The following is a 25,242-nucleotide window of genomic DNA, read 5'->3' as shown; positions in this document are numbered from 1 at the left end:
TGGCAATGGTTGCTAAGGCAACGGAATGTCGTTCTACAACCGTGATAACTTCATGCCGGACGGGTCTGCGGGTTATCTGATCAAGCGGTGCAACCAGCTCAACCTGGCGCTGCTCGATCGGATCTTCGCCGAGGAGGAGCTGACCGCGTCGCAATGGTCGACGCTGCTCACCATCCACCTCGACTCGGACGCGACCTGCGCCTCGCTGGCGCGTGACCTCACCTACGACAAAGGCGCGATGACCCGGCTGATCGACGTGCTCGAGGCGCGCGGGCTGGTCGAGCGCGCGCGCAGCGAGGACGACCGCCGCGTCGTCAACCTGTCGCTGACCGACGCCGGGCGGGACGCCGCGATGCGCTGCCGCGACAAGGCGATCGAGTGCTGGAACCGCCATCTCGCCGACTGGAGCACCGCGGAGGTCGAGCAGTTCCTCGCTCAGCTGCGCAAGCTGCGCCAGACGCTGGAGGAGACCGACGCATGCGCCGACTGATCCCGCTCGCCGCCGCGCTGCTCGCCAGCGCCTGCGCGGTCCCCGGCTCGCCACCGGTCACCGTCGCCAAGACCGCGCCCGACCTCGCGCTCGCCGGCCCATCGGTCGCGCTCGCGCCCGACTGGTGGAGCGCGATTGGCGACCCGCAGCTCGACCGGCTCGTCGCCGACGCGCTCGCGGGCAATCCCTCGCTCGACGCCGCGGCGGCCCGCGTGCGCCAGGCCGAGGCGGCGCTGGCGCGGCAGGACGCCGAGCTGCGCCCCGACGCCGCGCTCGACGTCAACGTTCAGGGCCAGCGTCTGTCGAGCAACTATATCATCCCCCCGCCCTTCGCCGGCACGGTGCGCGCGCTCGGCACCGGCCAGGCCGGGCTCAACTGGAACCTCGACCTGTTCGGCCGGCAGAAGGCCGCGATCGCCGGCGCGGCGGCGCAGCTCCAGGCCGCCGAATATGACCGCGCGGCCGCCCGGCTGATGCTCGCCGGCGCAGTCGTGCAGAGCTATGTCGAGCTCGCGCGCGCCGAGCGCCAGGCGGCGATCGCGCAGCGCACCATCGCGACGCGGCAGCAGTCGCTTGGGCTCGTTCAGGTGCGCGAGCGTAACCGGCTCGCCAGCCGGATCGACATCACCGCGGCGCAGACGCTCGTCTCGCAGGCGCAGCTCGCGCTGGTGCAGGCGCAAGGCGCGCGCGCTATCGCCGCCGACGCGCTCGCCGCGTTGGCGGGGCGCGGCGGCGACTATGCCCGCGCGCTCCAGCCGACTCGGCTCGCCGCCGACGCGGCGCTGCCGGTGCCGGCGACGCTGCCCGCCGACCTGCTCGCGCGCCGCCCAGACGTCGCTGCCGCACAGGCGCGAATCGCCGCAGCCGCCGCGCAGCGCCAAGTCGCGCGCCGTGCCTTCTATCCCAACATCAACCTCTCGGCCTTGGTCGGGCTGCAGGCGATCGGCTTCGGCAATTTCGTCGATCTGTCGTCGGGGATCGCGGGAGGCGGCGCCGCGATCCACCTGCCGCTGTTCGACAGCGGGCGGCGGTCGGCCGAGCTGCGCGGCGCCACCGCCGCGGTCGACGTCGCCACCGCTCAGTACAATGAGTCGGTGGTCGCCGCCGCGCGTGACGCCGCCGACGCAATCGCGCGCGTCCAGGCCGCCGACGCCGCGCGCGTGCGCCAGCGCGAGGTCGTGACGGGACTGGCCGAGACCAACCGCCTCAACGGCGTCCGCGTGCAGAGCGGGCTGTCGAGCCGGCTCGACCTGGTCAACACCGACATTCGCCTGCTCGACGCCGAGCTGGCCGACGCCAATCTCGCGATCGACTCGCTCGCGGCGCGCGCGCAGCTCGCCACCGCGCTCGGTGGCGGCTTCGAGCTGCCGACGCCCGCCAACCCTTCTCCCGCCACCGGCGCCCAGGACCTCTCCCGATGACCGACACCGCCGCTCCCACGCCGTCGCCCGCTCCCGCCCCGACGCCCACGCCCGCCGGCAAACCGAAGACGCGCCGCCGCGCCTTCCTGATCCTCGGCGCGGTGCTGCTGGTGGTGCTGATCGTCTGGGCAATCATGCACTTCTTCTTCGCGCCGCCGGAGGAGGAGACCGACGACGCCTATGTCGCGGGCGACGTGGTGGCGATCACCGCGCGCGATCCCGGCACGGTGACGCAGCTCTATGCCGACAACACCCAGTCGGTCACCGCGGGCCAGCCGCTGATCGATCTCGACCCCACCACCGCCGACGTCAACGTCGCCGCGGCCGGCGCCGAGCTGGCGCGCGCGGTGCGGTCGACGCGCGCCGACTTCACGCGCGTGGGCCAGTCTGATGCCGGGATCGTCCAGGCCGAGGCCGAGCTCAACCGCGCGCGCGACGATTACGCGCGCCGCCGCGGCGCCGCGCAGCAGGGCGCGATCTCGGGCGAGGAGCTGAGCCATGCCGCCGACGCGGTGAAGGTGGCGACCGCCAACCTGCGGCTCGCGCGCGAGCAGCGCCGCCAGGCGCAGAGCACCGTCCAGGGCACCGACGTCAACACCAGCCCCGCGGTGCTGGCCGCGATCGCCAATTATCGCCGCGCCGCGGTGGCGCGCGGGCACATGCACGTGATCGCGCCGATCGCGGGCGTGGTGGCGCAGCGCACCGTCCAGGTCGGCCAGCAGGTCAACGCGGGCACGCCCCTGATGGCGATCGTGCCGCTCGACCGGCTGTGGGTCGACGCCAATTTCCGCGAGACCCAGCTCAAGGACCTGCGCATCGGCCAGCCGGTCAAGGTCACCGCCGACATGTATGGCGGCGACATCGTCTATCACGGCCGTGTGATCGGGCTCGCCGCGGGCAGCGGCAACGCCTTCGCGCTGCTGCCGCCGCAGAACGCCAGCGGCAACTGGATCAAGATCGTCCAGCGCGTGCCGGTGCGGATCGCGCTCGACCCCCGCGAGCTGCGCGCCAACCCGCTCCGCGTCGGCCTGTCGGTGACGACCACCGTCGACACCGCCGACCAGCGCGGCGCGCGGCTCGCCCAGGCCGCGGCGGCACCCTATCGCGGCGACACCAACGTCGGCACCGACCCCAAGGTCGAGGCGGAGATCCGCCGCATCGTGGCGGCGAACCGGTGAGCGGCGGCTCCTCCCGTGCTCTTGCGCATGCAGATGCCCAGGGCCACGCACGCCGGCGCTCGCCGCTCTGGGTCCCTGCGTGCGCAGGAACGCGGCTGAGAGGCCCACGTCATGGCTAGCGGCGCGCCGCAGGAGCAGGCGCCGCTCACCGGCGTCCAGCTCGGCGTCACCGCCTTCGCGCTGGCGCTCGGCACCTTCATGATGGTGCTGGACAGCACCATCGCCAACGTCTCGCTGCCGACGATCGCGGGCAACCTCGGCGTGTCGAGCGACAATAGCACCTGGGTCGTCACCGCCTTCGCGGTCGCCAACGGCGTCGCGGTGCCGCTGACCGGCTGGCTGATGCGGCGCTTCGGCGTGGTGCGGGTGTTCTGCACCTCGGTCGTGCTGTTCACCATCGCCTCGTTCCTCTGCGGCGTGGCGTGGGACCTGCCCTCGCTCATCATCTTCCGCGTGCTGCAGGGCGCCGTCTCGGGGCCGATGATGCCGGGCAGCCAGGCGCTGCTGATCTCGATCTTCCCGCACGACAAGCGCTCCACCGCGCTCGGCATCTGGTCGATGACCACGCTGGTTGCCCCGATCATGGGGCCGATCCTCGGCGGCTACATCTCCGACAATTATCACTGGTCCTGGATCTTCCTGATCAACGTGCCCTTCGGCGTCGTCACCGCTCTGGTGTGCTGGTTCAACCTGCGCAGCCGCGAGACGCCGACGATGAAGCTGCCGATCGACACGGTCGGGCTCGGGCTGCTGGTGCTGTGGGTCGGCTCGCTCCAGGTGATGCTCGACCTCGGCAAGAACGCCGACTGGTTCAACGACCCACTGATTGTGGTGCTGACGCTCACCGCGGCGATCGCCTTCGTCGCCTGGGTGATCTGGGAGTTGACCGACGCCAACCCGACGGTGGACCTGACCTTGTTCGCGCGCCGCAACTTCTGGATCGGCAATCTCTGCTTCTCGCTCGGCTATGCGGTGTTCTTCGCCAACATCCTGATCCTGCCTTTGTGGCTGCAGACCCAGCTGGGCTATACCGCGACCTGGGCCGGACTGGTGGCGGCACCGAGCGGGGTGGTGGCGGTGGCGCTGACGCCGCTGGTGGCGCGGCTGTCGGGCAAGGTCGACGCGCGCGTGATCGCCACCGTCGCGTTCGGCGGCTTCGCGATCAGCTACTGGATGCGATCGGGCTATACCGCGCAGGCGACCTTCGGCGATCTCGTGCTGCCGCTGCTCGTCCAGGGCGTGTCGATGAGCACCTTCTTCCTGGCGATGCTGACCATCTCGCTCGACAAGATCCCGCCGCAGCGGCTGCCGTCGGCGACCGGCATCTCGAACTTCTGCCGCATCACCGCGGGCGGGTTCGCCGCGTCGCTGATCTCGACCGCGTGGGACCGGCGCGAGGCGCTCCATCAGAGCCGGCTCGCGGAGGCGATCGGCAACAATATGCCGTACCAGATGGCGGCCGAGCAGATGCAGCGCATGGGGATGAGCGCGCAGCAGGCCGCCGCCGCGGTGACGCGGCAGATGGTGGGGCAGGCGTACCTGCTCGCCTCGGTGGACCTGTTCCGCTTGTCGGCGTGGCTCGCGGCGGGGCTGATTCTGCTGGTGTGGACCTGCCGCCGGCCGAGCGCGCCGTCGGGGCCGGTCGCGGCGGATTGAGGAGCGCAGGTGCCCCGGCGGAGGCCGGGGCGCAGGTGGGAGGGCGGGAGTGAGTCTCACCAGTGTCGCCCGACAGTGCACCGGCCGTCGCGTGACAACTGTGAGAGTCGCGCAAGGCTCCTCTATCTCCCGTCATCCCGGACTTGTTCCGGGATCCACGCTTCCGCGAGAGTAATGCGCCGTGAGTTTGCGGCACGGTGGATCCCGGACCAAGTCCGGGATGACGGAGGTTCTGCGAAGGACTTACCTTCGTCGGGCATTGATGGGGCGCGGGGCATGCTGAGATCGGCCCTCCCTCTTTGCCATCACCACCCCGGAGGACGCCGAGGTCCAGTTGGGAAAGCGGTCGTGTGGCCCACCATCGTCTCCCTACTGGACCCTGGCGTCAGCCGGGGCGGTAGCGGGCCCGGAGAGGTGGTGATACGGAGCGATGGCGATAGCGGAGCGGTGCTGAGCCTGTCGCGATTGGCCCGTCCCTCCCCACGCGCTAAGACGCGGACATGACCGACTTCGCCGCCACCCGCGCGCTGTTCCATCTGCCGCCGGGCGTGATCTACCTCGACGGCAACTCGCTCGGCCCGCTGCCGCGCGCGGCCGAGGCGCGCGCCGCCGCGGTGATCCGCGAGCAATGGGGCGAGCGGCTGATCCGCGGCTGGAACGACTGCGAGTGGATGGCGCTGCCGACGCGCGTCGGCGACCGCATCGCGCGGCTGGTCGGCGCGCCCGCGGGCAGCGTGATCACCGGCGACACGCTCTCGATCAAGCTGTTCCAGGCGCTCGCCGCCGCGCTCGCGCTGCGCCCCGACCGCCGCGTGGTGCTGAGCGACAGCGGCAACTTCCCGAGCGACCTCTACATCGCGCAGTCGCTGCTCGACTCGCTCGGCCAGGGGCATGAACTGCGCGTCGTCGCCCCCGAGGAGGTGGCGGACGCCGTCGACGAGGACGTCGCGGTGACGATGCTGACCGAGGTCGACTATCGCACCGGCCGCCTCCACGACATGCGCGCGCTCACCGCCCGCGCCCACGCCGCTGGCGCGATCGCGCTGTGGGACCTGGCGCATTCGGCGGGCGCGCTGCCGGTTAACGTCGCCGGCGCCGACGCCGACTTCGCCGTCGGCTGCACCTACAAATATCTCAACGGCGGCCCCGGCGCCCCCGCCTTCCTCTACCTCGCACCGCGCCACGCCGAGACCGCCCGGCCGATCCTGAGCGGCTGGCTCGGCCATCGCGCGCCGTTCGCGTTCGAGCGCGACTACGCCCCCGCGCCGGGGGTCGAGCGGATGCGCGTCGGCACGCCGCCGGTGATCGCGCTCTCGGTACTCGACGCCGCCCTCGACGCCTGGGACGGCGTCGACATGGTCGACGTGCGCGCCGCCTCGATCCGCCTGTCGCAGCGCTTCATCGCCGAGGTGGAGGCGCGCTGCCCCCAGCTCGCGCTCGCCTCGCCGCGCGACCCGCACGCGCGGGGCAGCCAGGTGAGTTTCGCGCACCCCAACGCCTATGCGGTGATGCAGGCGCTGATCGCGCGCGGCGTGATCGGCGACGTGCGCGCGCCCGACCTGCTCCGCTTCGGCTTCACGCCTTTGTACCTTAGTGAGGAGGAGGTGGTGCACGCGGTCGACACTCTCGCGGCCATCCTCGCCACCGACGCCTGGGACCGCCCCGAGCATCACGCCCGCGCCGCGGTGACGTGATGGGCGAGCATCACGACGCCGAGCTGAACTTCGCCGAGCGCATGAGCTACGGCGATTATCTCGCGCTCGACCGCCTGCTCGACGCGCAGCACCCGCTGAGCGACGCGCACGACGAGCTGCTGTTCATCATCCAGCACCAGACCAGCGAATTGTGGATGAAGCTGGCGGTGCACGAGCTGGAGAGCGCGCGCGACTCGATCCTGGCCGATCGCCTGCCGCAGGCGTTCAAGCTGCTCGCACGGGTGGCGCGGATCCTGGAGCAGCTCAACGGCGCCTGGGACGTGCTGCGCACGATGACGCCGTCCGACTACACCACGTTCCGGAACGCGCTCGGCCAGTCGTCGGGGTTCCAGTCGTGGCAGTATCGCGCGGTGGAATATCTGTGCGGCAACCGCGTCTCGGCGACGCTCGGGCCGCACCGCCACCGCGCCCCGACGCTGACGCGGCTGGAAGCGATCCTCGCCGCGCCGAGCATCTACGACGCCGCGCTGGTCCGCCTCCACGCCGCCGGGCTGCTCGCCGACCCGGCGCGCGACTGGCGCGCGCCGCATGTCGCGGGCGAGGCGGTACAGGCCGCGTGGGAACAGGTGTACTGCGCGCCCGAGACGCACTGGCCGCTCTACGAACTGGCGGAGAAGCTCGTCGACCTGGAGGATTATTTCCGGCGCTGGCGCTTCAACCACGTCACCACGGTGGAGCGCGTGATCGGGCTCAAGCGCGGCACGGGCGGCACCGCGGGCGTCTCCTACCTGCGCAAGATGCTCGAGGTCGAGCTGTTCCCCGAGCTGTGGCAGGTGCGCACGCGGCTGTAAGGCGTGCCTCGCCACTTCTGCTACCACCCCGGCTCCTCTCCACCCCGGCGAACGCCAGGGGGTCCAGTTGGGGAACGCCGGTGAGACCCACGACCGCCTTCCCGCATGGACGCCGGCGTTCGCCGGGGTGGTAAAAGGAGCGGGCTGAGGAGCAGACCGGGCAAGCGCCGTCGCGGGGGATGCGCTCCAGTCGTTTCCATCCTACGCCGACGGCAATTAAAACGAAGGTCGCGCCTATGAGACTCTCCCTGCTCGCCTCCACCGCCCTCTTCCTCGCCGCGCCCTCGCTGGCGCAGCAGGTCCCCGATCCCATCACTACGGCTCCCGGCCCCGTCCCGCTCGGCCAACTCCCCGGTACCGCACGCCCCACCGCCTATCGCATCGACCTGACCGTCCGCCCCGAGCGGGAGCGCTTCACCGGCCACGCCGAGGTCGACGCCGAGCTCCGGCGTGCCGCTTCCTCGCTCTACCTCCACGGCAACGGCCTCGCCGTGGCCACGGCCGTCGCCCGCGTCGACGGCCGCACCGTCACCGCGCGCTACACCCAGGTCGACGCCTCGGGGGTGGCGCGGCTCGATTTCGCGACGCCGCTCCCCGCCGGCCGCGTCACGCTCGCCTTCGACTATGACGCGCCGTTCATGATCGGCGCCGAGGGGCTGTACCGCGCCAAGGTCGGCGATGACTGGTACGCCTGGACGCAGATGGAGCCGATCGACGCGCGGCGCATGTTCCCGGGCTTCGACGAGCCCGGCTTCAAGACGCCCTTCACGCTCAGCGTCACCGCGGCGAGCGGGCAGAAGGTCTTCGCCAACACGCCCGAGACCGCCGCCACCCCCGCGGGCGCGGGGCTGACCCGCCACGTCTTCGCCCCCTCCAAGCCGCTGCCGACCTATCTCGTCGCGATCGCGGTGGGACCGTTCGACGTCGTCCCCGGCGACGCGCCCGCCAATGCGGTGCGCACGACCGCGCTGCCGTATCGCGCGATCGCCACCAAGGGCCAGGCCGAGCGGCTCCGGCTCGCCGCCACCGAGGGGCCGAAGATCCTCGCGCTGCATGAGCAATATTTCAGCATCCCCTATCCGTACGAGAAGCTCGACCAGATCGCCGGCCCGGTGATGAGCGGCGCGATGGAGAATGCCGGTCTTGTCAGCTACAACGACACGTTGCTGCTGCTCGACCCCGACGCGCCCGCGTCGCAGCGGCGCGGCTTCGGTACGGTGGTGGCGCACGAGCTGGCGCACCAATGGTTCGGCGACCTCGTCACGCCGAGATGGTGGACCGACATCTGGCTCAACGAGAGCTTCGCCGAATGGGCCGGCAATCGCGTCGGCGAGATCTGGCAGCCCGGGCTCGGCACCGACGTCGCCCAGCTCGCCGAGGCGTTCGCGGCGATGGACACCGACAGCCGCGCGGTCGGCCGCCCGATCCGCCAGGAGATCACGCGCAACGACCAGATCGCCAGCGCCTTCGATTCGATCACCTATCAGAAGGGCGGTCAGGTGCTGACCATGGTGGAGCGCTATCTCGGCGCGGAGAAGTTCCGCCGCGGCGTGCAGTTCCATCTGAATCGCTTCCGCTACGGCAACGCCGCCGCGGACGACTTCTTCGAGTCGATGGCGACCGGGTCGGGCGATCCCGGCATCGTCCCGGTGTTCCGCAGCTTCGTGACGCAGACCGGCGTGCCGGTGATCCGCATCCGCGCCGACGGTGCCGGGCGGTGGCAGCTAAGCCAGCAGCGCTATCGCCCGATCGGCGTCGCCGCGCAGCCCGCGCCACAGACATGGACGGTGCCGGTGTGCGCGCGCCAGGGCAAGACGCGCAGCTGCACCCTGCTCGGCAGCGCGACCGGCACGCTCGCGCTGCGCGGCAGCGGCCTAGCGGTGCCTAACGCCGACGGCGCGGGATATTGGCGCTACAGCCTCGACGACGCCGGCTGGGCCGGGCTGCTGCGGGGCGCCGACACGCTGCCCGCGCGCGAGGCGATGGCGGTGGCGGACAGCCTGTGGGCCGACTTCCTCGCGGGCAATGCCAGCTTCGCGCGCGTGATCGCGGGGGCGCGCGCCTTCGCCGCGCATCGCGAGCGCAGCGCGACGCTGCAGCTGCCGCAGGCGATCGCCGAGGTCGAGCAGCTCGACCTGTCGCCCGCCGCGACCGCGGGGCTGCGCCGGCTCGCGAGCGAGCTGTCGCTGCCGCGGCTGCGCGCGCTCGGCGCGGTGTCCTTCGCGCCCGGCGCCTATGCCGGCGAGGAGACCGGGCAAGCGCTGCTGCGGCAGAACCTCGTCGACTATGCCGCGCAGACCGCGCGGGATGCGGCGCTCCGTTCGCAGCTCGCCGAGGCGGCCGAGGGCGCGCTGGCGGCGACGCCGCGGGCGATCGACCCGTCCTATCGCGAGCTGGCGTTCGCGGTCGCGGTGGAGGACCGTGGCATGGCCTTCATGAATCGGCTGCGCGACGCGCTGGCGACGAGCGGTGATCCGCTGTTCCGCTCGCACGCGGTTCGCGCGCTGGGCCACGCCACCAGCGCGGCCGAGGTGCCGCGCGCGCTCGAGCTGACGCGCGACCCGGCGCTGCAATCGACCGAGCGGCTGACGCTGATGACGCGGCTCGCCTACCAGCCGCTCGGGCGCGACGCGCTGCTGGCGCTGTTTACGCGCGACTTCGACGGCGCGATCGCGGGGGTGCCCGCGTTCGCGCGCGCGCGTATCCCGACGCTGTTCGGCGGCTATTGCAGCGCGGACAAGGCCGCCGCGGTCGAGGCGCTGTTCCGCCCGCGGCTGGCGACCCTTGGCGGCGGCGCGCTGGAGCTGAGCCAGGCGCTCGGCGCGATCCGCCAGTGCGTCGCGCTGCGCGCGGCCAAGCGCGCGGAGGTGGAGGCGGCGCTGCGGTGAGGGGATCGCCCGGGCAAGCACCGTGTACCACTCCACAAAACGTCACCCCGGACTTGTTCCGGGGTCCACGGCTCCGCGTGCATTACCTCTGTCGAGCGTGCGGCTTAGTGGATCCCGGAACAAGTCCGGGATGACGTTGTCCTTTGTGGATAATGGCCTCTACGCCCCCCGCAGCATCCGGATGATGCCGGAGAAATCCTCCCCGCCATGCCCGCCCTCGCCGAACGCACGGTACAAGTCGCGCGCGTGGCCGCCGAGCGGCAGGGTCGCGCCGCCGTCTGTCGCTGCGGCCATCGCCAACTCCAAGTCCTTGAGCATCAGCGCCCCCGCGAAGCCGCCGCGATAATCGTTGTCCGCGGGCGAGGTCGGGCCGACGCCCGGTACCGGGCAGTAGCTCGTCATCGACCAGCTCTGCGCGGTGGCCTTGCTAGCGATGTCGTAGAACACCTGCGGGTCGAGCCCGAGCCGCTCGGCGAGCACGAACCCCTCGCAGGTCGCGATCATCGTCGCGCCGAGGATCAGGTTGTTGCACAGCTTGGCGGCCTGGCCGGTGCCGCTCGCCCCGGCGTGGATCACCGCCTTGCCCATCAACTCGAGAAACGGCCGCGCGCGCTCGAACGCTTCCGCCGGACCGCCGACCATGAAGGTGAGCGTGCCCGCGGTCGCCGCCGCGATCCCGCCCGACACCGGCGAGTCGACCGCGGCGACCCCGCGCGTGCGCGCCTGCTCGGCGACGGCGCGCGCGGTGGCGACGTCGATCGTTGAGCAGTCGATCAGGGTCGCCGCGGCGTCGACCAGCGGCAGGATCTCGTCATAGACCTGCGCGACGTGGCGCCCCGCGGGCAGCATGGTAAAGACCGCCTCGGCGCCATCGACCGCCGCCGCGGCGCTCTCCGCGGCGAGGCAGCCGGCGCCCTCGGCGCGCGCCAGCGCCTCGGCGGAGAGATCGTAGGCGCGCACGTCATGGCCGTGCTTCGCCAGGTTGGCGGCCATCCCACCGCCCATGTTGCCCAGCCCGATGAACGCGACGCGTGCCATGTTGCCTCTCCTCTTTATCCTTACAGCGCTCGCCCCTCCTTCGTTCGCGCTGAGGAGAGGCTGAGCCCGTCGAAGCCTCGTCTCGAAGCGCTGGCACGACCGCGGCGCCGGATGCTTCGAGACGCCGCTTGGACGAGCTCAGCGACTCCTCAGCACGAACGGAGAGAGATCACACGCCGCGTCACCGCCTCACCGCCCGCTCCACTGCCCGGCGCGCTTCTCCACGAACGCTGCCATCCCCTCTTTCTGGTCGGCGGTGCCGAACAGCGCATGGAACAGCCGGCGCTCGAACTGGACGCCCTGCGCCAGCGTCGTCTCGAACGCGGCATTGACCATCTCCTTGTTCGCGATCGCGGCGAGCGGCGCCATCTCGGCGATCGTCGCGGCGGTGCGCAGCGCCTCGTCGAGCAGCTCGGCGGCGGGCACGACCCGGCTGACCAGCCCGGCGCGCTCGGCCTCCTCGGCGTCGATCATCCGGCCGGTGAGCACCATCTCCATCGCCTTGGCCTTGCCCACCGCGCGTGCCAGCCGCTGCGAGCCGCCCATGCCCGGCGACACGCCGAGCTTGATCTCGGGCTGGCCGAATTTGGCGCTATCCGCCGCGAGGATGACGTCGCACATCATCGCCAGCTCGCAGCCGCCGCCCAGCGCATAGCCCGCCACCGCCGCGATCAGCGGCTTGCGCGTGCGCGTCAGCTGCTCGTAGCCGGCGAAGAAATTGCCCGCGTACATGTCGGCGAAGCCCTGCCCCGCCATCTCCTTGATGTCGGCGCCGGCGGCGAAGGCGCGCTCGCTGCCGGTGAGCACGGCGCAGCGCTGCGCGGCGTCGGCGTCATAGTCGGCGAGCGCGCGCAGCAGCTCAGCGAGCACCTGCGTGTTGAGCGCGTTGAGCGCCTTGGGCCGGTTGAGTGTCAGCAGCGTCACCGCGCCGCGTCGCTCGACCAGGATCGTCTCATAGTCGGCCATCGGTCGGTCCCTCAATCGTGCGGAGTCCAGGCTTCGGCCTCGGGCAGCGGGGCGAAGATCTGGTCGATGACATGGTCGCTGACGCCCTCGGGCGTGGCGGGCTCCCAGCGCGGCGCGTTGTCCTTGTCGACGATCACCGCGCGCACGCCCTCGAGGAAGTCGTGTCGCTGCACCACGCGCGTGGCGACCGCATATTCCTGCCGCATCTCATCGGCGAAGTCGGCCATGCGCGCGCCGTCCTTGAGCAGCTTGAGCGAGACCTTCATCGTCTGCGGCGACTTGGTGCGCAGCGTCGCCAGCGTGGCGCGCGCGAACTCGCTGTCGTCCGCCTCCAGCGCGGCGAACACCGCCTCGACCTCGTCGGAGGCGAACAGCCGGTCGATCGCCTCGCGCTGGTCGAGCAGCACGGCATGGCCGGGATCGACATGCGCGGCGTCCAGCAGCGCGCGCAGCTCGCCCGGGCGCGCCGCGATGTCGCGCTTGAGTGCGTCGAGCCGCGCGCTCTCGACATAGTGCGTCGCCAGCCCGAGCGCGTGGCACGCCGCGCCATCGGCGCGCGCGCCGGTGAGCGCGAGATACTGGCCCATCCGCCCCGGCAGGCGCGAGAGATACCAGCCGCCGCCGACGTCGGGGAAGAGGCCGATGCCGGTCTCGGGCATCGCCAGCTTGGTGTTCTCGGTGGCGACGCGGTAGCGGCAGGGCTGCGACAGGCCGACGCCGCCGCCCATCGTCACCCCGTCCATGAACGCGACCACGTCCTTGGCGTAGGTGAACAGCCGGTGGTTCATGCGATATTCGACGTAGAAGAAGGCGCGCGCGGCGCTGCCGTCACCCGCGCCGCTCTCGGCGAGCAGGCGAATGTCGCCGCCGGCGCAGAAGCCGCGCCCCTCGGCATGGTCGATCGTGACGCAGCGGATCGTATCGTCGCCGCGCCACCGCTCGAGCGAGTCGAGCACGGCGGCGCACATCTCCGCGGTGAGCGCGTGGAGCGCCTGCGGCCGGTTGAGCCGCAGCCGCGCGACGCCGCCCTCCGTCTCGGCGATGAGGTCAGCCACTCAATCCTCCCCGCTTGCGGGGAGGGGAACCATGCGGAGCATGGTGGAGGGGGCTTTCCGCAAGCGCTGCTGGCGGTGGAGCAGGAACCCCGAGCGTCGCGCAGGCGGAAGCCCCCCTCCACCACCAGCCTGCGGCTGGCGGTCCCCCTCCCCGCCTGCGGGGAGGATTTGAGTCGCCCCCCTCATTGTCGGGTCAGCTCGCGGCCGATGATCATGCGCATCACCTGATTGGTCCCCTCCAGGATCGAGTGGACGCGCAGGTCGCGCCAGAACCGCTCGATCGGATAGTCCTTGAGATAGCCGTAGCCGCCGTGGAGCTGCAGCGCGCGGTCGACGATCGACGAGCCGTTGTCGGTCGCCAGCCGCTTCGCCATCGCCGAGAAGCGCGACTTGTCGGGCGCGTCCGCAGTCACCTTGGCGGCGGCGAGATAGAGCAGCGCCCGCGCCGCCTCAAGGTCGGTCGCCATGTCCGCCAGCGTGAACTGCGTGTTCTGGAAGTCGGCAATCGGCTGGCCGAACTGCTGGCGCTCGCGCGCGTAGCGGATCGACTCGTCGAGGCAGCGCTGCGCCCCCCCGAGCGAGCAGGCGCCGATGTTGAGCCGGCCGCCGTCGAGCCCCGCCATCGCGATGCGGAACCCCTCGCCCTCGGCGCCGACCAGATTGGCGGCGGGCACGCGACAGTCCTCGAAGATCACCTGCGCGGTCGGCGAGGCGTTCCACCCGAGCTTGCGCTCGGGCGCGCCGAAGGACAGGCCGGGCGTGCCCTTCTCGACCACGATCGCGCTGATGCCGCGGGCCTTCTCCTCACCGGTGCGCACCATGCAGACGTACACGTCGTTGTAGCCCGCGCCCGAGATGAACTGCTTGGTGCCGTTGAGCACGTAATCGTCACCGTCGCGTCGCGCGCTCGTCTTCAACGCCGCCGCATCCGAGCCCGAGCCCGGCTCGGTCAAGCAATAGCTGCCGATCGTCTCCATCGTGACGAGGCCGGGCAGGAAGCGATCCTTGATCTCGGCCGAGCCGAAGCGGTCGATCATCCAGGCCATCATATTGTGGATCGAGATGAACGCGCTGGTCGCGGGGCAGCCATAGGCCATCGCCTCCATCACCAGTGCCGCCTCGAGCCGGCCGAGCGCGATCCCGCCTGACGCCTCGCTGACGTAGATGGCGCCGAAGCCGAGCTCGCCCGCCGCCTTCCACACGTCGACGGGATAGTGATGCGTCTCGTCCCACTCGGCCGCGTGCGGCGTGATGCGATCGGCGGTGAAGCGGCGCGCGAGTTCCTGGATCTCGCGCTGGTCGCCTGTGAGATCAAACTGGGGGGTGAGGTCGAACTGGTCGGTCATGTCCTGCCTTGCGGTCAGCAGCGCCGATAGCGCTGGACGTTGGGTGCCTCGGTGCGGACGAGGATGGTGCCGCCCTGCTCGAGCGTGAAGCGGTCGCGCCGCTCCCACGACGAGTTGCCCGCGCCGTCGAAGCGGAGGTCCGCCACCACTTCATAGGGCGAGCGCTGTTCGAGCCGCTGCACGCGCGCCTTCGCCTCGTGGAGGCGGATCGTGTCGGCGTCGACGTTGATCCGGCCGGTCGCATTGGTGTTGGCGAGCTGGCAGTCGTCGTAGCTGATGCCCCAGTAACCGAGGAAGTCGGTCGGGAAGGCGCGCGATCGCGCCGCGGTCTCGGCCGGTGCGGCGATCGGCACGCCGGCGCGCGCGGTGGTGGCGACGCCGTTCTGCGCCGCGGCGCGCTCGATCGCGGCCTGGGCGCGCGCCTCGTCCTCGGGCACCTCGTGGCGGTTGTAGTCCGCCGTTTGAGGCGAGCACGCGGCGAGCATCGCCGCCAGCCCCGCCGTCATCGCCATCCGTCCGCTCCACCGCATATCGTCACCCCATCGTCGGGATCACGAACGCGTCCTGCACGCGCGAGGGTCCACCGTCCTCGCTACCGCTAGGGAGCGCGGACCCGTCGGGCCAGCGCTGCGTCACGGTCTTGACCTTGGTCCAGAAGCGCACGCCCTCGGTGCCGTGCTGGTTGACGTCGCCGAACGCGCTGCGCTTCCAGCCGCCGAAGCTGTGATAGGCCACGGGCACCGGAATCGGCACGTTGATGCCCACCATGCCGACGTTGACACGCGCGGCGAACTCGCGCGCGGCATGGCCGTTGCGCGTGAAGATCGCGACGCCGTTGCCGTACTGATGCTCGCTCGGCAGGCGCAGCGCTGTCTTGAAGTCGGGCGCGCGGACGATCTGGAGCACCGGCCCGAAGATCTCCTCTTGGTAGGAGCGCATCTGTGGCGTGACCCGGTCGAGCAGGGTCGGACCGACAAAGAAGCCGTTCTCATGCCCCTGGAGCGTGAAGCCGCGGCCATCGACGACCAGCTCCGCGCCTTCCTCGACCGCGGTGCCGATCCATTGCTCGACGCGCTGCTTGTGCGCGGCGTTGACCACCGGGCCGTAATGCGCCTCGGCATCTGTCGAGACCCCGACGCGCAGGCCGCGGATCGCGGGGATCAGCTTGTCGCGCAGGCGCTCCGCGGTCTGCTCGCCGATCGGCACCACCACGGGCAGCGCCATGCAGCGCTCACCCGCCGAACCGAAGGCGGCGCCGGCGAGATCGGCGACGACCTGGTCGAGGTCGGCGTCGGGCATGACGATGCCGTGGTTCTTGGCGCCGCCCATCGCCTGGACGCGCTTCCCTGCGTCCACGCCGCGGCGGTAGACGTAATGCGCGATGTCGGACGAGCCGACGAAGCTCACCGCCGAGATCGCGGGATGGTCGAGGATCGCGTCGACCATCTCCTTGTCGCCGTGAACGACCTGGAGGATGCCCTCCGGCGCGCCCGCCTCGAGCATCAGCTCGGCGAGCCGCACCGGCACGCTCGGGTCGCGCTCGGACGGTTTGAGCAGGAAAGCATTGCCGCAGGCGATGGCGACGCCGAACATCCACATCGGGATCATCGCCGGGAAATTGAACGGGGTGATGCCCGCGCCGATGCCGAGCGGCTGGCGCATCGAGTAAACGTCGATCCCAGGGCCGGCGCCGTGTGTATACTCGCCCTTGAGCAGGTGGGGGATGCCGCAGGCGAACTCGATCACTTCCAGCCCGCGCTGGATGTCGCCTTTGGAGTCAGCGATCACCTTGCCGTGCTCGGACGAGAGCAGCCGTGCCAGCGGCTCCATCTCGCGCTCGACCAGCTCCTTGAAGCGGAACATCACGCGCGCGCGGCGCTGCGGGTTGGTCGCGGACCAGCCGGGCTGCGCCGCCTGCGCCGCCGCTACCGCGCGGTCGAGGTCGGCGGCGGTGCCGAGCGTCACGCGCGCCTGCACCTGCCCGGTATTGGGGTCGTAGACGTCCCCGCCGCGCGCGCCTTCCCTCGCAGCGCCACCGCCGCCCGCGGACGCTGCCGCACCGGCGATGTGATGGTCGATGGTGCGCATCGCCTCTCCTCTATCTCTTCCCTCCGGTGTGCGACCCGGCGCGGTTGCAGGCAAGCGGCAATTATGCAACCTCGGCCTGCGTTGATGCAGCCGATCGCCTGGAACGACCTGCAGGATTTCCTCGCGGTGGCGCGCACCGGTCAGATCGCGCGCGCCGCCGCGCTGCTCGGCGTCGACGCCACCACCGTCGGTCGGCGACTGCGCCGGCTCGAGGCGCGGCTGGGCCGGACCCTGTTCGAGCAGACCCGCGAGGGGCAGGTGCTCACCGAGGCGGGCGAGTCGCTGCTCGCGCAGGTCGAGCAGATGGCGAGCGCGGCGGAGCGTATCGGCGAGGGCGCCGATCCGCCCGGCGCGCTCACCGGCACGCTGCGGGTGAGCGTGTCCGAGGGTTTTGGCATCTGGCTGGTGGCGCAGCACCTCGACTCGTTCGCGGCGGCGCATCCGGCGCTGACGATCGATCTGGTGGCGAACTCCGGCTTTCTCAGCCCATCGCGGCGCGAGGCCGACGTCGCCGTGTTGCTGGCGCGGCCGCGCCACGGACCGGTCGTGGCAAGCAAGCTGTCCGACTATGCGCTGCACCTCTATGCGGCGCGTTCGCTGGTGGAGCGTGACGGCGTGCCGACCTTGGCGACGCTGGGAAAGCGCCATCGGCTGGTCGGCTACATCCCCGATCTGTTGTACGCGCCCGAGCTGCGATACCTGCACGAGATCGATTCGGCGCTCGCGCCGACGCTGCGCAGTTCGAGCATCAACGCACAGGCCCGGCTCATCGCGGCGGGTGCCGGTGTGGGGGTTTTGCCACACTTCATCGGCGGCAACGATGAGTCGCTGCTGCGGGTGATCCCTGATGTGGCGATCACGCGCGGCTTCTGGCTGGTCACACACCGTGACACACGACAGTTGCGGCGGGTCCGCGCGTTCCGTCATTGGTTAACACAATTGATCGATCAGCAGCGTGATCGACTGCTGCCGACGTGCAACACTGTCCCATGATAAACTGTTAATACCGGACATTTTTCTGGACTCACGCGGCTGTCTACGTAGAGAGGGAGCATCGCGCTTCCTTGACCGTTGGTCGGTTCGGAAACAGGGATAGGTCTGATCGATGATTAGCTGGCGTCGCCCGCTCACCCTGATGTGGCACCTCACGATCGCGCGCGTCGCGGTCGGCGGGCTGGTCGGCGTGGCCGCGGTCGGCAGCTATGGCGCTCTGGGCGGCACGATCGGCGGGCTCGGCATCGCCGAGGCCTCGGCCAAGGTCGCGCGCCTGGTCGACCTGCCCGATCCTGCTGCGATCCTCGGCGCGCGCTCACCCGGCGGCCGCGATGCGGGCGCGATGTTCACCACCAAACCCGCCAAGCAGCGGCTGGCGTCGCGTCCGCGCGTGCCGGTGCCGGGTGCGCCGCGCGAGCGCGTGCTGAGCAACGTGCGCGAGCGGCCGAGCATCGGCTGGGCGCCCCCCTATGTCGAGCTGCCCGCGACGCCGCTCGCGTTCGGGCCGGGCGTGCCGGTGGGTGACGTGCCGCTCACCCCGGCCGTGCTCGGGCCGCTGCCGCCGGGCGGCGGCTTCACCCCGACGACGCCGTTCATACCGGGCGGTGGCACCGGCGGTGGGGGTGGCGGCGGTGGGGGCGGCGGCGGTGGCGACGATGTCGTGCCACCCCCTGCAGTGCCTGAGCCCGCCACCTGGGCGACGATGATTCTCGGCTTCCTGATGGTCGGCGGCGCGTTGCGCCGCGTCGCGCGCCGCCGCGCGGCGGAGGCCGACGCGGCCGCATGAGCCGACTCGCCGGCGTGGCGGTCGCGCTCGCCGCGGCCGGCGTCGGCGCGCTCGGCATGGCGTGGTGGAGCCGGCCGGCGACGTCACCCTCGCCTTCGCCCAGCGCGCGCCCGGCCGTGCCAGCGACCACGATCGGCAGCTATGGTACGCGGGTGAGCTACCCGGCCGGGCGCGAGCCGTCGCTTCCCGCACCCGACGGCACGCCGCTGCTCGTGCACAGCCTGCTCCGCGTCGACCGCCCGATGCATTTCGGCGACTATGTCTGGAACGAGAGCGGCGTTCCCGCCGGAGGCGACACGCGCATCCGCGTCGATCTGTCGCGCCAGCTCATGTCGGTGTTCCGCGGCGGGCACGAGATCGGCACCGCGGTGATCCTCTACGGCACCGATCACAAACCGACGCCGACGGGCACCTTCCCGATCCTCGCGCGCGCGCGACTGCACCAGTCGACGCTCTACGACGCCGAGATGCCCTACATGCTGCGGCTCACGAATGACGGGGTCGCGATCCACGCCAGCGCGGTGCGGCGCGGCTATGCCACGCACGGCTGCGTCGGCATTCCCGAGGATTTCGCGCGCCGCGTGTTCACCGCCAGCGCGCGCGGCGACCTGGTCACGATCACCGCGTAAACATAGCTTAGCCGCCGCTAACCGTGTTTGGCGACCGGTTGGCAAGTGGCCGGCCGGTACATCGCCCTCCTGGATCGAGCATCAGGAAGGGTTCCGGACATGCCGCGCGCCCACGCGCCCCGGCGGCTCATCGCCGCCCTTGCCACCCTGCTCGCCGCCCCGCTGCTGAGCGGCGCGGCAAGCTTCTCGCAAACGTTCGACGCCCGCGTGCTCGCGGCGCACAATCACGAGCGCGCCTCGGTCGGCCTCGCCCCGCTGCGGTGGAACCGCGAGCTGGTCCAGTCGGCGCAGCGCTGGGCCGACTATCTCGCCAGCACCGGCCGCTTCGAGCACGCGCCCGAGCGCCATTATGATCCCGAGGGCGAGAACCTCTGGGCCGGCACACGCGGCTATTTCACGCCCGAGGCGATGGTCAACGGCTGGATCCGCGAGAAGCGCTACTTCCGCCCCGGCGTGTTCCCGTACAACAGCGTGACCGGCCGCGTCGACGATGTCGGCCACTACACCCAGCTGATGTGGCGCGACACCGACGAGGTCGGCTGCGCGGTGGCGCGCGGCGGCGAGGAAGACGTGCTGGTGTGTCGCTACAAGAACGCGGGCAATTACCTGGGCGAACGGCCCTTCTGAGGCGCTGAAGGGGACCGCTATCGAGCGGCCGCCTCCCCTCACCCGAGCCGGCTGGTGAGCACCCAGCGGCGGTCCGCCTCCAGCCCCAGCACCGACAGTCGGTCCGAGGCATAGGCTCCCGTGTCCACGCCGATGCGGTTACGGCGGACGTCCACCTTGTCGCTGACGGTGTGGCCGTGCACCACCATCACGCCGTGATCCACGCGGCTGTCGAGGAAATCGCGCCGGATCCAACGCAGATCGCGCTCGCTCTGCTCCTCGAGCGGCACGCGCGGGCGGATGCCGGCATGGACGAAGACATAGTCGCCGAGTCGCACCATCGGCACCATCCGCCGCAGGAAACCGACGTGCAGCGACGGGATCGAGTCGCGCATCGCGCGGCGGAACGCCTCGGGGTCACGCAGGTGCAGTGCCGGGTCGACGCCGTAGCTCACCAGCGTTTCCACCCCGCCGACCGCGAGCCAGTCGTCGAGCCGTTCCCATGCGCCGTCGAGAATGTCGAGCAGCACCTGCTCGTGGTTGCCGCGGATGAAGTGGCGCTGACCGAAAGCGGCACGCCCGCTCGCGAGCATGCTCACCACCGAGGCGGAGGCCGGGCCGCGGTCGATCAGGTCGCCGAGGAAGACGACGTGGACCTCGGGATAGCCACCGCGCGAGTCGCTGTCTGCGCGGATCCAGTCGAGCATCGGCGCGAGCAGGTCGGCGCGGCCGTGGACGTCGCCGACGGCATAGGCACGCACGCCCTCGGGCAGGCAGTAGCGCCGCTCGCGGTCACGGCCCAGCCAACGCCCGATCATCACCGCATCGCTGCCTCTCACATGTTCCGTCGTGCCCCGGCGGCGCGGTCAGTCGCCGTCGAACAGCAGCGCATCGATCCGGTCAAGCACGGGATCGTCATGGTCGAATTTGCGGGCGAAATGAGCGTTGGACGCCATGATCGCGGGCAGGTCCGCGACGCCGAGCTGCTGCGGATGCGCCCCGCCGCCGTTCCACTGCGCGTAGCGGCGATTGTCACGGTCGAGCGTCAGCCCGGGCTCGTTGCACAGCACCGTCTGGTAATAGCATTCCTCCGGGATGGCGCGGCGATGGAGGTGGCGCTGAAGGCGGAGGTGGCGCCGGCTCGGCGTCAGCAGCAGCCGCGCCGCGCGGCGGTCGGCGGTGATCCAGTGGTCGCCGTAGAAGCATGGGAAATCGCGCGAGAACGGCGCGAAAGGCGAGGCGAACGGTAGATGCCAGGTGAACCGCCCCGGCCGGACGCGCCGGCCGCCGTCGTTGAAGCGCAGCATCGGGAACCACAGCTCGGCGCCCTGATAGTGGCTCCACTTGAGCCGGCGGTTGCCGTCCGACTCGAATTGGTCGAGCTCCGGGTTGCGCGGCCCGAACCGCTCTAGCGCGCTCCGCGATGTGTCGCCGACCTGGCGATAGTCGATCAGCGCGTCGGCCGCCGTCGCGGCCAGCTCGGCACGGACCGTCTCGGCGCGCTTGATCGGGTAATCGGCGCCGCTGAGCAGCACGAACCAGTCGGGGTCAGCGTCGCGGTACAGCAGCTCGAGCGCGGCGAGAAAGGCGCGCACCACCGACCATTTCGCCCAGCCGGTGCGGATGCTCGGTGAGACGAAGCGGACGTTGTCGGGAAAAGGCGCGGTATCGATCGGGCACTGCGCCATGTCGTGATGGCATGCGATCGGCGGGTCGCCATAAAGCCGATTGAGCGTGCGCACCAACCGCAGCAGCTGGCGCGGTTCGCGATGCGACAGGATCACGAAACCGATCTGCGGACTCATCCTTCACCCTCTCCCCGCGGCGAGCCCCTGCCCTGCGCCGAAGCCAAGGATGAGGCAACGCGAAAACGGCGGCCGCCCGCTGGGGCGACCGCCGCTTGCTTGATCGCATCATCGGATCGGCGGGACTAAGCGCCCCGCGTCGGATCAGATCGCCTGCGAGAAGCGCACCGCCGGACGACGGCGCATCGAGTAACCGACCACGCCGAAGCCGAGGATCATCAGCGCCCAGGTCGCGGGCTCCGGCACCGCGGCGAAGGTCACGTTGGCGGTGTAGCTGCCGCCACCCTGCGAGGTGCCGTTGATGATCAGCTTCTGCGGGTTGTCGATCGTCAGCTGGCCGCCATCGGCCGAGCGGAGCACGTAGGAGTCGGTGCCGAGCTGCTGCATGATCAGCGCGGTGCCGTTGAGCGTGCCCGAGAGCAGCTGGATCGCGCCGGTGATCGACAGCGAGATCACGCTCGCGCCCACCTTGCCGACCGACGGCACGTTGAACGTATAGGTGTCGGTGAAGCCGCCCGGGGTCTTCGAGACGAAGCCGGTGGTGGCCGAATAGGTGCCGTCGGCGGACTGCTCGAGCGCCAGCTCGGTCGCCATGGCGGGAGTCGCGGCGCTGAACGCGGCGGCGACGAGTGCGGATGCAACAAACTTCTTCATGCGGATAACTCCCTTAGATCCCTGAAAACACCACGACCCGGACGGTTGAATGACGAGGCTGGTTCACCACCCGATGACCGGGCTGATACTGATTTACGGAAACTAAACCATCGCCGATTTGAGGCACTGCGGACTGTTTCGGGACACGTCCTCAGTGTAACAAATTGGCAGCATGGGAAGAGCCGCCTCATGTCGTCCTGCACACTTAAGAGCGCAGGACGTGGCGCACCGCAATGCTCGGCGTTTCCTGGATCGGGACGAGCAGGTCACTTCTTGATATGGCCGGATCGTGACCGATCCGCTTCGGTGGAATGCATCCGCCGCAACAGGGGCGAGCACTCGACTTGATGTTTATAGTTAACGGCCGGCTTGCGGTCGCCGAAGGACGAGTAGCGCCCCCGCCGCGGCGATGACAATCCCGCCCAATTCAAGTACCCAATTGAGACGGATGCAGAAGAAGGTGCGGCTGAGCGCCCAGTCGACGTGGTGGAACGACGAAGCGCGCACCAGGATGAAGCAATAGAGAAAGACGAGACCCGCCAGCGTGATGTTTCGGGCACGCGGCTGGTGCCGCATGACATATGGCAGTGCAGCAAAAAACGCCGCGCCGATCGCCGCGATGACGAAGATGAACAGCGCCTGGAACTCGCGTCGCTGCTCGTACCAGCCATGCGCTTTGGCCCGGTCACGCAGAACTTGCGTGAAGAGCGATTGCAGATCGAGCTGTTTGTTGATCCCGAGCAAGACGAGCAGCACGGTCACCGCCAGCCAGTAGCGCCGCGGCCGCGGCCCGGCCGGTTCGCGCCGCTGCGCCGCGGCGCACAGCAGCGCGGCGATGAAATAGGTCAGGACGGTGATCCAGCCGATTGCGGTCGGGTCGCCGATGCCCGGATGCCAGCGATCGTCCACGCGCTCAGTCCGGGGCGAACGAGCCGCGCCCGGCGCGCCACGATCGCGCCAGGCGGAAGATGCGCGGCCCCTCGACCAGATAGCGCCGCCACAGCCGCCGCGGCTGCGAGGCGAGCCGGTGCGCCCATTCGAGTCCGAGTCGCTGCACCAGCCGCGGGGCGCGGCGTTGACGCCCGACGATGAAGTCGAGCGACGCGCCGACGCACAGCGCCACGCCGTGCGCACCGGGCAGTGCCGCGATCCGCGCGGCGACGATCTCCTGCTGCGGCGAACCGACTGCGAGCAGGAGGAAGCGCGCGCGCGAGTCGCGCCCGAACGCCGCCGCTGCCGCCAGCGCCGCCGGGTCGCGCAACAGCCCCATCGGCGGCACGTGCTGGACGATGTCGAGGCCCGGATACTTCTGCCGCAGCGCCTCGAGCAGCGTCGGATCACCGCCGATGATCGCGACCCGATCGCCGGGCTGTGCCACCTCGTCGAACAGCCGTACCGTCAGATCGCTCCCCGGCGCGACCGGCAGCGTCACGCCGCACCAGCGCGCCAGTCGGGCGAGCACGCGGCTGTCGCACAGGGTGAGCGCCGCGCCCTCATATGCATGCCACAGCGCCAGCCCGGTGGGTTCGTCGCGCCCCGCGGCGTCGAGCCGGACGATATGGTCGACGTTGGGCGTCACCACATAAGCGAACGAAGCCGCCGCGCTCGCCTCCCGCAGCCAGGCGACCGCCGCGTCGGTGTCGAGCGGGTCGAAGCGCAGCCCGAGAAAGCCGCGCGCCGCGTCGGGCTCAGTACGCATTCTTGTCGAACAGGATGTTGGCGACGGTCTGGACGATGATCTTGAGATCGAGCGTGAGCGACCAGTGATCGATATAATAGCGGTCCAGTTCGACGCGGCGCTTGGCGCGCTCGATCGTCTGGATCTCGCCGCGCAACCCGCGCACCTGCGCCAGCCCGGTGATCCCCGGCTTGACGCGGTGGCGCGCGGCATAGCCCTTCACCGCGTCGAAATAATAATGGTCGCCCACCTTCATGTGCGTGGCGTGCGGACGGGGGCCGACGATCGACATCTCGCCGCGCAGCACGTTCCAGATCTGCGGCAGCTCGTCGATGCTGAGCTTGCGGATCAGCCGCCCGACGGGTGTGATTCGCGGGTCGCCCTTGCGCGTCCGCTCGGCGCCCGACACGTCCTGCCGGTCGACGTACATCGAGCGGAACTTGTAGACCATGATCTCGCGGTTGTTGAAGCCGAAGCGGGGCTGCTTGAACAACACCGGCCCGCGACTGGTGGCCTTGATCGCCAGCGCGGTGACCAGCAGCAGCGGTGACAGGAACACCAGCGCCACCGCGGCGATGAAGAGGTCCTCGGCGTCTTTCAGCAAGGTGTCGCCGTCGCGCATCGGGCGCTGCCACAAGGTCAGTACCGGGATCGCACCGACGAAATTCACCCGATAGTCCGGCGCCAGCGCGATCGCCTCGCGCGGGATCAGGGAGATGTCGATCGCGACCTCGCTGAGCTTGTCGAGGATCAGGTCGAGCCGGTCACGCGTGAGGTCAGCCAGCGCGATCAGCACCTGGTCCACCTCGCCGTCGCGCGCCATCGCCAGCAGCTCGGAGAAGCCGCCGATGAAGGGCAGATCCCCTACCGTCTCGTCGCGCGAGCGTCGCGCGTAATCGTCCGCCACGCCGACCAGCAGCAGCTGCGGCAGCGCCTGGAGATCGAGCATGCGGCAGGTCCGCTCGACGATCTCGGTGTCGGCGCCGTACAGCACCACGCGCTGGCGAATGCGCCCGCCGACCGCGAGCCGGTGCAGCAGCGCGCGAAGCACGAAGCGACTGACCAGCAGCGAGCCGACGCAGGAGCCGACGTACCAGAGCGTCAGCCCGCGCGAGAATTCATCGACCAGACCGAACTGCCACACGATCGCGCTGCTCAGCAGTGCGGCGAAGACATAGTCGAGCGCCACCGCGGCGTCGCTCGAGCGCAGCATCGCGAGCGACTGGCTGTACACGCCGCGCGACTGCCGGATCAGGAAGAACGCCACCCCGGCGATGAACGCCGCCGCCGTGTGGACGCCGGGCACCACCGCCAAGCCGACGGAGAATTCATACAGCAGCAACGCCGCCGGCATGCTGAACAGCAGGCAGAGCAGATCGACGACGAAGATCAGCGACGGAATCACGTTGGACGTGAACCGCCTTACCCTGGTGGGCCGCACTACCGTCGCCACTCGCT

The 25,242-nt window shown here is 70.5% G+C and carries 23 protein-coding genes; 11 read left to right on the top strand and 12 right to left on the bottom strand.

The features are described 5' to 3' along the window. The first annotated feature begins 52 nt into the window (after positions 1-52). The 7 genes from FHY02_RS18780 to FHY02_RS18750 all read left to right on the top strand — a co-directional run bounded on the left by FHY02_RS18780 (position 53) and on the right by FHY02_RS18750 (position 10,139). Complete coding sequence (locus FHY02_RS18780; RefSeq protein WP_183925108.1) at positions 53-490, top strand: MarR family winged helix-turn-helix transcriptional regulator; 438 nt, start codon at positions 53-55, stop codon at positions 488-490. Continuing rightward, on the top strand, positions 478-1,911 hold the full coding sequence (locus FHY02_RS18775) for an efflux transporter outer membrane subunit (RefSeq protein WP_183925106.1): 1,434 nt from the start codon (positions 478-480) through the stop codon (positions 1,909-1,911). Before FHY02_RS18780 ends, FHY02_RS18775 begins: the two co-directional genes overlap by 13 nt. Beyond that, on the top strand, positions 1,908-3,089 hold the full coding sequence (locus FHY02_RS18770; RefSeq protein WP_183925104.1) for an efflux RND transporter periplasmic adaptor subunit: 1,182 nt from the start codon (positions 1,908-1,910) through the stop codon (positions 3,087-3,089). Before FHY02_RS18775 ends, FHY02_RS18770 begins: the two co-directional genes overlap by 4 nt. A gap of 111 nt (positions 3,090-3,200) precedes the next feature. Beyond that, on the top strand, positions 3,201-4,745 hold the full coding sequence (locus tag FHY02_RS18765; protein ID WP_183925102.1) for a DHA2 family efflux MFS transporter permease subunit: 1,545 nt from the start codon (positions 3,201-3,203) through the stop codon (positions 4,743-4,745). Positions 4,746-5,245: 500 nt separating this feature from the next. Then, positions 5,246-6,439 carry a kynureninase gene (kynU, locus tag FHY02_RS18760; protein WP_183925100.1) on the top strand — a complete coding sequence of 398 codons (1,194 nt, stop codon included), beginning with the start codon at positions 5,246-5,248 and terminating at the stop codon, positions 6,437-6,439. Continuing rightward, a complete protein-coding gene (gene kynA / locus FHY02_RS18755) occupies positions 6,439-7,251 on the top strand; it encodes a tryptophan 2,3-dioxygenase (protein WP_183925098.1) in 813 nt (270 codons plus the stop codon). The genes kynU and kynA overlap by 1 nt, the downstream gene beginning before the upstream one ends. A 236-nt stretch (positions 7,252-7,487) precedes the next feature. After that, complete coding sequence (locus FHY02_RS18750; protein WP_183925096.1) at positions 7,488-10,139, top strand: M1 family metallopeptidase; 2,652 nt, start codon at positions 7,488-7,490, stop codon at positions 10,137-10,139. Positions 10,140-10,298: 159 nt separating this feature from the next. Here FHY02_RS18750 and mmsB read toward each other — a convergent pair whose 3' ends face one another. From mmsB to FHY02_RS18720, 6 genes are all read right to left on the bottom strand, one after another. Continuing rightward, positions 10,299-11,177, bottom strand: a complete 879-nt coding sequence (gene mmsB / locus FHY02_RS18745; RefSeq protein ID WP_183925094.1) for a 3-hydroxyisobutyrate dehydrogenase — start codon at positions 11,175-11,177, stop codon at positions 10,299-10,301. 189 nt (positions 11,178-11,366) lie between these two features. Beyond that, positions 11,367-12,143, bottom strand: coding sequence for an enoyl-CoA hydratase (locus FHY02_RS18740; protein ID WP_183925092.1), 777 nt, complete (start codon positions 12,141-12,143; stop codon positions 11,367-11,369). 11 nt (positions 12,144-12,154) lie between these two features. After that, entirely contained in the window at positions 12,155-13,198 is a 1,044-nt protein-coding gene (locus FHY02_RS18735; protein WP_183925090.1) for an enoyl-CoA hydratase/isomerase family protein, read from the bottom strand. A gap of 182 nt (positions 13,199-13,380) precedes the next feature. Beyond that, entirely contained in the window at positions 13,381-14,544 is a 1,164-nt protein-coding gene (locus FHY02_RS18730) for an acyl-CoA dehydrogenase family protein (protein WP_183925088.1), read from the bottom strand. Positions 14,545-14,558: 14 nt separating this feature from the next. Next, complete coding sequence (locus tag FHY02_RS18725; protein WP_183925086.1) at positions 14,559-15,056, bottom strand: hypothetical protein; 498 nt, start codon at positions 15,054-15,056, stop codon at positions 14,559-14,561. A gap of 22 nt (positions 15,057-15,078) precedes the next feature. Further along, on the bottom strand, positions 15,079-16,632 hold the full coding sequence (locus FHY02_RS18720; protein WP_183925084.1) for a CoA-acylating methylmalonate-semialdehyde dehydrogenase: 1,554 nt from the start codon (positions 16,630-16,632) through the stop codon (positions 15,079-15,081). An 84-nt stretch (positions 16,633-16,716) separates the two neighbouring features. On the opposite strand from FHY02_RS18720, the gene FHY02_RS18715 reads away from it, so the two are divergent. The 4 genes from FHY02_RS18715 (at position 16,717) to FHY02_RS18700 (ending at position 19,668) form a co-directional block, all read left to right on the top strand. Beyond that, complete coding sequence (locus tag FHY02_RS18715) at positions 16,717-17,625, top strand: LysR family transcriptional regulator (protein ID WP_183925254.1); 909 nt, start codon at positions 16,717-16,719, stop codon at positions 17,623-17,625. 112 nt (positions 17,626-17,737) lie between these two features. Beyond that, on the top strand, positions 17,738-18,412 hold the full coding sequence (locus tag FHY02_RS18710; protein ID WP_260172998.1) for a PEPxxWA-CTERM sorting domain-containing protein: 675 nt from the start codon (positions 17,738-17,740) through the stop codon (positions 18,410-18,412). After that, positions 18,409-19,041: a L,D-transpeptidase family protein gene (locus tag FHY02_RS18705; protein WP_260172997.1), complete on the top strand. Its 633-nt coding sequence runs from the start codon at positions 18,409-18,411 to the stop codon at positions 19,039-19,041. Before FHY02_RS18710 ends, FHY02_RS18705 begins: the two co-directional genes overlap by 4 nt. A 99-nt stretch (positions 19,042-19,140) precedes the next feature. Next, the gene (locus tag FHY02_RS18700) at positions 19,141-19,668 is read left to right on the top strand and encodes a CAP domain-containing protein (RefSeq protein ID WP_183925082.1); all 528 of its coding nucleotides are present in this window, start codon (positions 19,141-19,143) and stop codon (positions 19,666-19,668) included. Positions 19,669-19,706: 38 nt separating this feature from the next. Here FHY02_RS18700 and FHY02_RS18695 read toward each other — a convergent pair whose 3' ends face one another. The 6 genes from FHY02_RS18695 to FHY02_RS18670 all read right to left on the bottom strand — a co-directional run bounded on the left by FHY02_RS18695 (position 19,707) and on the right by FHY02_RS18670 (position 25,189). Further along, on the bottom strand, positions 19,707-20,465 hold the full coding sequence (locus FHY02_RS18695) for a metallophosphoesterase (RefSeq protein WP_183925080.1): 759 nt from the start codon (positions 20,463-20,465) through the stop codon (positions 19,707-19,709). Between the two features lie 48 nt (positions 20,466-20,513). Beyond that, on the bottom strand, positions 20,514-21,452 hold the full coding sequence (locus FHY02_RS18690) for a beta-1,6-N-acetylglucosaminyltransferase (RefSeq protein WP_183925078.1): 939 nt from the start codon (positions 21,450-21,452) through the stop codon (positions 20,514-20,516). Positions 21,453-21,596: 144 nt separating this feature from the next. Continuing rightward, on the bottom strand, positions 21,597-22,106 hold the full coding sequence (locus tag FHY02_RS18685; protein WP_183925076.1) for an FxDxF family PEP-CTERM protein: 510 nt from the start codon (positions 22,104-22,106) through the stop codon (positions 21,597-21,599). A 357-nt stretch (positions 22,107-22,463) separates the two neighbouring features. Beyond that, on the bottom strand, positions 22,464-23,015 hold the full coding sequence (locus FHY02_RS18680; RefSeq protein ID WP_183925074.1) for a hypothetical protein: 552 nt from the start codon (positions 23,013-23,015) through the stop codon (positions 22,464-22,466). Between the two features lie 4 nt (positions 23,016-23,019). Further along, positions 23,020-23,805 carry a WecB/TagA/CpsF family glycosyltransferase gene (locus tag FHY02_RS18675; protein ID WP_183925072.1) on the bottom strand — a complete coding sequence of 262 codons (786 nt, stop codon included), beginning with the start codon at positions 23,803-23,805 and terminating at the stop codon, positions 23,020-23,022. Further along, positions 23,795-25,189: an undecaprenyl-phosphate glucose phosphotransferase gene (locus FHY02_RS18670; protein ID WP_311722024.1), complete on the bottom strand. Its 1,395-nt coding sequence runs from the start codon at positions 25,187-25,189 to the stop codon at positions 23,795-23,797. Before FHY02_RS18670 ends, FHY02_RS18675 begins: the two co-directional genes overlap by 11 nt. Between the last annotated feature and the right edge of the window lie 53 nt (positions 25,190-25,242).

It is taken from the genome of Sphingomonas sp. BK069 (assembly GCF_014193405.1).
In the GTDB taxonomy this organism is placed as follows: Bacteria; Pseudomonadota; Alphaproteobacteria; order Sphingomonadales; family Sphingomonadaceae; genus Sphingomonas.
The sequence above is the reverse complement of the archived record's forward strand: the minus strand, read 5'-3'. Positions and strand labels throughout refer to the sequence as shown.

What these genes read in the sequence shown, in the direction of transcription:
- FHY02_RS18780 (WP_183925108.1), top strand. Translation starts at nt 53, where the DNA reads ATGCCGGACGGGTCTGCGGGTTATCTGATCAAGCGGTGCAACCAGCTC.
- FHY02_RS18775 (WP_183925106.1), top strand. Translation starts at nt 478, where the DNA reads ATGCGCCGACTGATCCCGCTCGCCGCCGCGCTGCTCGCCAGCGCCTGC.
- FHY02_RS18770 (WP_183925104.1), top strand. Translation starts at nt 1,908, where the DNA reads ATGACCGACACCGCCGCTCCCACGCCGTCGCCCGCTCCCGCCCCGACG.
- FHY02_RS18765 (WP_183925102.1), top strand. Translation starts at nt 3,201, where the DNA reads ATGGCTAGCGGCGCGCCGCAGGAGCAGGCGCCGCTCACCGGCGTCCAG.
- kynU (WP_183925100.1), top strand. Translation starts at nt 5,246, where the DNA reads ATGACCGACTTCGCCGCCACCCGCGCGCTGTTCCATCTGCCGCCGGGC.
- kynA (WP_183925098.1), top strand. Translation starts at nt 6,439, where the DNA reads ATGGGCGAGCATCACGACGCCGAGCTGAACTTCGCCGAGCGCATGAGC.
- FHY02_RS18750 (WP_183925096.1), top strand. Translation starts at nt 7,488, where the DNA reads ATGAGACTCTCCCTGCTCGCCTCCACCGCCCTCTTCCTCGCCGCGCCC.
- mmsB (WP_183925094.1), bottom strand. Translation starts at nt 11,177, where the DNA reads ATGGCACGCGTCGCGTTCATCGGGCTGGGCAACATGGGCGGTGGGATG.
- FHY02_RS18740 (WP_183925092.1), bottom strand. Translation starts at nt 12,143, where the DNA reads ATGGCCGACTATGAGACGATCCTGGTCGAGCGACGCGGCGCGGTGACG.
- FHY02_RS18730 (WP_183925088.1), bottom strand. Translation starts at nt 14,544, where the DNA reads ATGACCGACCAGTTCGACCTCACCCCCCAGTTTGATCTCACAGGCGAC.
- FHY02_RS18725 (WP_183925086.1), bottom strand. Translation starts at nt 15,056, where the DNA reads ATGGCGATGACGGCGGGGCTGGCGGCGATGCTCGCCGCGTGCTCGCCT.
- FHY02_RS18720 (WP_183925084.1), bottom strand. Translation starts at nt 16,632, where the DNA reads ATGCGCACCATCGACCATCACATCGCCGGTGCGGCAGCGTCCGCGGGC.
- FHY02_RS18715 (WP_183925254.1), top strand. Translation starts at nt 16,717, where the DNA reads ATGCAGCCGATCGCCTGGAACGACCTGCAGGATTTCCTCGCGGTGGCG.
- FHY02_RS18710 (WP_260172998.1), top strand. Translation starts at nt 17,738, where the DNA reads ATGATTAGCTGGCGTCGCCCGCTCACCCTGATGTGGCACCTCACGATC.
- FHY02_RS18705 (WP_260172997.1), top strand. Translation starts at nt 18,409, where the DNA reads ATGAGCCGACTCGCCGGCGTGGCGGTCGCGCTCGCCGCGGCCGGCGTC.
- FHY02_RS18700 (WP_183925082.1), top strand. Translation starts at nt 19,141, where the DNA reads ATGCCGCGCGCCCACGCGCCCCGGCGGCTCATCGCCGCCCTTGCCACC.
- FHY02_RS18695 (WP_183925080.1), bottom strand. Translation starts at nt 20,465, where the DNA reads ATGATCGGGCGTTGGCTGGGCCGTGACCGCGAGCGGCGCTACTGCCTG.
- FHY02_RS18690 (WP_183925078.1), bottom strand. Translation starts at nt 21,452, where the DNA reads ATGAGTCCGCAGATCGGTTTCGTGATCCTGTCGCATCGCGAACCGCGC.
- FHY02_RS18685 (WP_183925076.1), bottom strand. Translation starts at nt 22,106, where the DNA reads ATGAAGAAGTTTGTTGCATCCGCACTCGTCGCCGCCGCGTTCAGCGCC.
- FHY02_RS18675 (WP_183925072.1), bottom strand. Translation starts at nt 23,805, where the DNA reads ATGCGTACTGAGCCCGACGCGGCGCGCGGCTTTCTCGGGCTGCGCTTC.